General features: G+C 32.0%; 4 protein-coding genes and 1 pseudogene. All 5 read left to right on the top strand.

The features are described 5' to 3' along the window. Positions 1 to 146 precede the first annotated feature (146 nt). Complete coding sequence (locus tag ACW9JY_RS10285) at positions 147 to 797, top strand: CpsB/CapC family capsule biosynthesis tyrosine phosphatase (protein ID WP_457284304.1); 651 nt, start codon at positions 147 to 149, stop codon at positions 795 to 797. Between the two features lie 88 nt (positions 798 to 885). Next, the gene (locus ACW9JY_RS10280; protein WP_457284303.1) at positions 886 to 2,169 is read left to right on the top strand and encodes an exopolysaccharide biosynthesis polyprenyl glycosylphosphotransferase; all 1,284 of its coding nucleotides are present in this window, start codon (positions 886 to 888) and stop codon (positions 2,167 to 2,169) included. Further along, positions 2,169 to 3,269 (top strand): glycosyltransferase family 4 protein, encoded by a 1,101-nt coding sequence (locus tag ACW9JY_RS10275; protein ID WP_457284302.1) that lies wholly within the window; start codon positions 2,169 to 2,171, stop codon positions 3,267 to 3,269. Before ACW9JY_RS10280 ends, ACW9JY_RS10275 begins: the two co-directional genes overlap by 1 nt. A gap of 44 nt (positions 3,270 to 3,313) precedes the next feature. Next, positions 3,314 to 4,303, top strand: a complete 990-nt coding sequence (locus tag ACW9JY_RS10270; RefSeq protein ID WP_457284301.1) for an NAD-dependent epimerase/dehydratase family protein — start codon at positions 3,314 to 3,316, stop codon at positions 4,301 to 4,303. Positions 4,304 to 4,548: 245 nt separating this feature from the next. Then, a pseudogene (locus ACW9JY_RS10265) lies at positions 4,549 to 4,728 on the top strand (NAD-dependent epimerase/dehydratase family protein); the annotation flags it as partial. Between the last annotated feature and the right edge of the window lie 75 nt (positions 4,729 to 4,803).

Raw genomic sequence — 4,803 nt, 5'->3', positions numbered from 1 at the left:
CACTATCTTTATTGCCCTTGGTAAACTTAATTTAACTCCAGCTTAATTACCCACTATTTTCGTGATAGAACCAAAAATTATGTTATAATACTAACAATGAAAACTTTTCTTCATTTAAGCAAAATGTCTCAGGGGAGGGGCTCCCTATGTATATCGACATCAACACCCATCTTCTACCCAATGTTGATAACGGTTCACAAACTCTTGAAGAAACATTAAAAGAATTAAATAATTACAAACAACATGATATAACTCATGTTATTTTCACTCCGCACATAAACCATCCAACCATAAAAACAGACATAACAAAAATAAAAGAAAAATACGCCGAAGTCAAAAAGACAATAGAATCCAACACCGGTGTAAAAACCTACTTAGCTTCTGAATTATACCTCACACCACAATATAACGAATTCATCCCATTCAACGATCACTTTGTTTTTATAACACTACCAACACAAGAATTTCCAATATATCTCCTCGACTCGCTCTTTCAATTACAGTTGGATGGATACGATATCGTACTACTACAAGTTGAAAAATACGATTGGTTACTTGAAATGAAAGACGTCCTTCACAGGATAAAAGAGATGGAAGTTTATTTCTGTTTGAGCTTTAACGGATTAAACTCAAAAGCAGCAAAATACTATAATGACAGACATTGGATCGATTTTCTGGCAACGAACAACAAAGCCAGCAACAACGAAAAAGAAATCAACCTGAACTTGTTCAAAAAATACTCGTACATAACTGAAAAAGCTTTTGACATCTTGAACATAAGTAATGTACCAGAATAAAACATTTTTTAATATTCGTTTAATATTTAATCGTTAAGTTAATGCTATAATGAATCTTGAAAAACCTAACAGGGGGTTAGACTCGAAGATGCGAAAAGCAGCGGTTCACTTATTAGACATAGCGCTCATATTCATTATGAACGCCTTCATATTGAACCTACCAATAGCCATCTCAATAATCTCATCTCTAATAATATATCTCGGGATATACTCCTTCAGAACATACGACACAGAAACGATGAAAAGTTACACAGAATCTCTTATAAAAACCACCGTTGGAACTCTTGTGAGTTTCATTGCTATACTAATTATCTACTTCTTCCTCAGTAAGTACTTCAACAGATACTTTTTCCTTACCAACCTATTGTACACAATAATCCTCTTGCCAATATTGCACAAAATAGAATACAATATCTACGAAAAACATATGCCTGTAAAAAATTACCTCGTAATAGGCAGAAAAGAAGAAATAGGCAACATAATGGAAGAAATCTCAGAAAAAACGCTCAACAAAATAAAATTCACACAATACATAAACCCAAATCCAGTAACTCTCGATGAAATATTAAAACAAAACACACAAAAAGCATTAACCCAAACAATACACGGCATAGTAATAACAGACCCAGAATTAGAAGAAAGAGTAAAACCACAAATACAAAACTACAAAGCAGAAGGCTTAGAGATTCAATACTTACCGAATATGGTAGAAAAATACCTAAAACGCATACCAATAGAAGTTGCTCAAAGATTCAAAGAATATTACGAGGTGGCATTTCAAAAAGTAGAAGAGTACCCTTCAAAGCGATTTCTTGATATACTAATATCGGCCATCGCCTTAGTAATACTCTCCCCAGTAATACTAATATTGTCTCTAATAATACGCATTGAAGATGGCAAACCAGTAATATACACGCAAGAAAGAATAGGCCTCAACAACGAAAAATTCACAATGCACAAATTCAGAAGCATGAAAAATAACACAGAAAACAATAACGCTAAATTCGCAACAGATGAACAAGACAGAATACTAAAAATAGGCAAAATAATTCGGCCAATAAGGCTCGATGAAATACTCCAGTTCTATGATATACTAAAAGGCGATATGTCTTTTGTAGGTCCTAGGCCTGAACAAATAAAATTCGTAGAAGAATACAACGAACTCATCCCTTTTTATTGGGCAAGGCACAAACTAAAGCCAGGCTTAACAGGCTGGGCACAGATAATGTACAAATACTCATCTAATTTAGAAGAAGTGAAAACAAAACTCAGCTATGATTTATACTACGTAAAAAACAGAGACATATTTCTTGATGTGAATATCGTGTTCAAAACAATAGAAGCGGTTTTTTGGAAAAGGGGAGCGGTGTAGTGCCAAAAAAAATATTAATTCTTGCTAATCATATAGACTGGGTTTTTTCTTTAAGAAAAGAGCTTATTGAGAGATTCATAAAAGATTATAGTGTTATCATTTCAATACCTTATAAAAAATCGGAAAAAATTGAATATTTTAAAAATCTAGGGTGTGAATTCGAGTATATAAAATATGAAGCGAGATCTACTAACATTTTTAAAGAACTTAATCTAATAAAAGAATATAAAAAAATAATACAACAAATAAAGCCAGATATAATATTAGCCTATACAATAAAACCAAATATATATGGAACTTATGCAGCTAAAAAATTCAAAATTCCAATAATTTTAAATATTACTGGCTTGGGATCTGGTTTCAACAATAAAAGTATAAAACATTTAGTAACAAATATGTACAAATATGCTTGTAAAAATGCTTCTTTCATATTTTTTCAAAACGAAGAGAATTATAAATATTTTATTGATAATAAAATTGCAGAAAAAGCTAAATCCAAAATAATACCAGGGTCGGGTGTTAATTTAGAAAAGTTCAAGCCTACGAAAAAATCAAAAAATGATGGAATAACAAGATTCCTTTTCATAGGTCGAATTATGAAAGAAAAAGGTATAGAAGAGTACTTAGAAGCAGCAAAATACATTTCTGTTAAATATTCAAACGTAGAATTTCAAATTGTGGGACCTTATGAAGAAGAAAAGTACAAAGAGGTAATTTTAAATCTTAACAACTCAAAAATAAAGTATTTAGGAAAATCAGATGATGTAAGAAAAGAAATTAAAGAAGTAGATTGCATTATAAATCCTACTTACCATGAAGGAATGTCAAATATTCTTTTAGAAGGAGCAGCGATGGGGAAGCCTCTTATCGCATCAAATATCCCAGGATGCAAAGAAATAGTTGAAGATGGTGTAAATGGGTATTTGTTTGAGCCAAAAAACACACAAAAACTAATAGAAAAAATAGAACAGTTTTTAAAGTTATCTTCTTCCGAAAGAGAAAAGCTCGGAAGAGCTGGAAGACAAAAAGTTGAAGAAAACTTCGATAGAAACATTGTGATAAAAGCATACCTTGAAACCATTGACAAAATACTGAATTAGCGTACTAAATTTCACGTATCCTAAATCATTAAGAGGGTGATTTAATGTCTAATGTTCTTGTAACAGGTGGAGCTGGTTTCGTGGGATATCACTTTTCTAAAAAGATTTTAAACAATAACTTTTCAACTATAATTATAGACAATTTAGATGATTATTACGATATCGAACTAAAATTGAAAAGATTGTCTCTTTTAGGAATTGATACTTCAGAAATCAAATATGGGAAAGAACAAAAAAGCAAAACATACAAAAATCTATTATTTGTAAGAGGAAATATATGTGATAAAGAGCTAGTAGAAAATCTCTTTTCCAAAAATAACCTTGATTATGTTGTTCATATGGCAGCAAGATCTGGAGCAAGGGATTCATTTTCTAATCCACTAGAATACATCAAAAATAATGTCGAAGGCACTACTAATATGTTGGCCATTGCGAATAGATATAATGTTAAGCATTTTTTATTCACTTCCTCTAGTTCAGTTTATGGAAATATGGAAGAAAATAAAGATATCAGTGAATTGAAACCAATATCCTTGTACGGAGCTACTAAGTTATCTGCAGAAATAATCGCAGAAACATACGCCAAAGCAAAAAAACTTCCAATAACAATAGCAAGGTTATTCTCTGTTTATGGCCCTTTAGGAAGACCGGATGGGTTTATATTTAAATGTATAGAAAGCATAAAAAATGAAATATCTATCGAACTTTTTAACAATGGAGAAATGTGGCGAGACTTTATTTATGTAAAAGGTGTGGGTGAAATACTATTTAGAATACTCCTATCAATACCTGAAAATGGCTTTAAGGTATATGATGTTGGAAGTGGGAAAGCTACTAAAATAACCGAAGTGCTTCAAATCTTGGAAGAAATCTTGGGTAAAAAATCAATAGTAAAAAATATCAGTGGCAGTAAGAACGAAAGCACAATGACAAAAGCACATAAAGAATTGATCTATCAAAATGTTAACCTCGAAAAAGTATCTGATTTAAAAGCAAACCTAAAAGATTTTTTACAAACCCAGAAAGTCTATTAAAACTAGAGATTTTGAAAATAAAATAATTTTCAAAAATAAAATTTTGATTTTAAAAGGGTCACAGGGCGGTGGCTTCCCACCAGCTGGCCGAGGGATCGCAGGTTTTTTCCTTAAACGGGCGGGCTGTGGGGCGAAGGGGCCAAAGGCCTCTTCCTTAGAAGGGTGGGCAGCGGGGCGAAGAGGAGCTAAAGAGTTTATTCAAGTTTTCCCTAAAGTATTGAAAAAAATCCCCAGGAGGTCAAAAATTGATACCTAACTACAAAAAACTAGATAACACAAAAACATACTTAGTAACAGGTGCAGCTGGATTTATAGGATTTCATCTCTCTAAAAGATTATTAAACGAAGGATGTAGTGTAATTGGATTGGATAACTTAAACGATTATTATGACGTGAACCTAAAAAAAGATCGATTAAATATTTTAGGTTCTATCACGAAAATAGTGGGTAATTAAGCTGGAGTTAAATTAAGTTTACCAAGGGCAATAAAGATAGTGATT

The sequence above is a fragment of the Petrotoga sp. DB-2 genome, assembly GCF_054051725.1.
Note: the sequence above shows the minus strand (reverse complement) of the source record. Positions and strands in the feature narration are given on the sequence as shown.

Excerpts from the sequence above, each read along its gene's own strand:
- ACW9JY_RS10285 (WP_457284304.1), top strand. The coding sequence starts at position 147 with ATGTATATCGACATCAACACCCATCTTCTACCCAATGTTGATAACGGT.
- ACW9JY_RS10280 (WP_457284303.1), top strand. The coding sequence starts at position 886 with ATGCGAAAAGCAGCGGTTCACTTATTAGACATAGCGCTCATATTCATT.
- ACW9JY_RS10270 (WP_457284301.1), top strand. The coding sequence starts at position 3,314 with ATGTCTAATGTTCTTGTAACAGGTGGAGCTGGTTTCGTGGGATATCAC.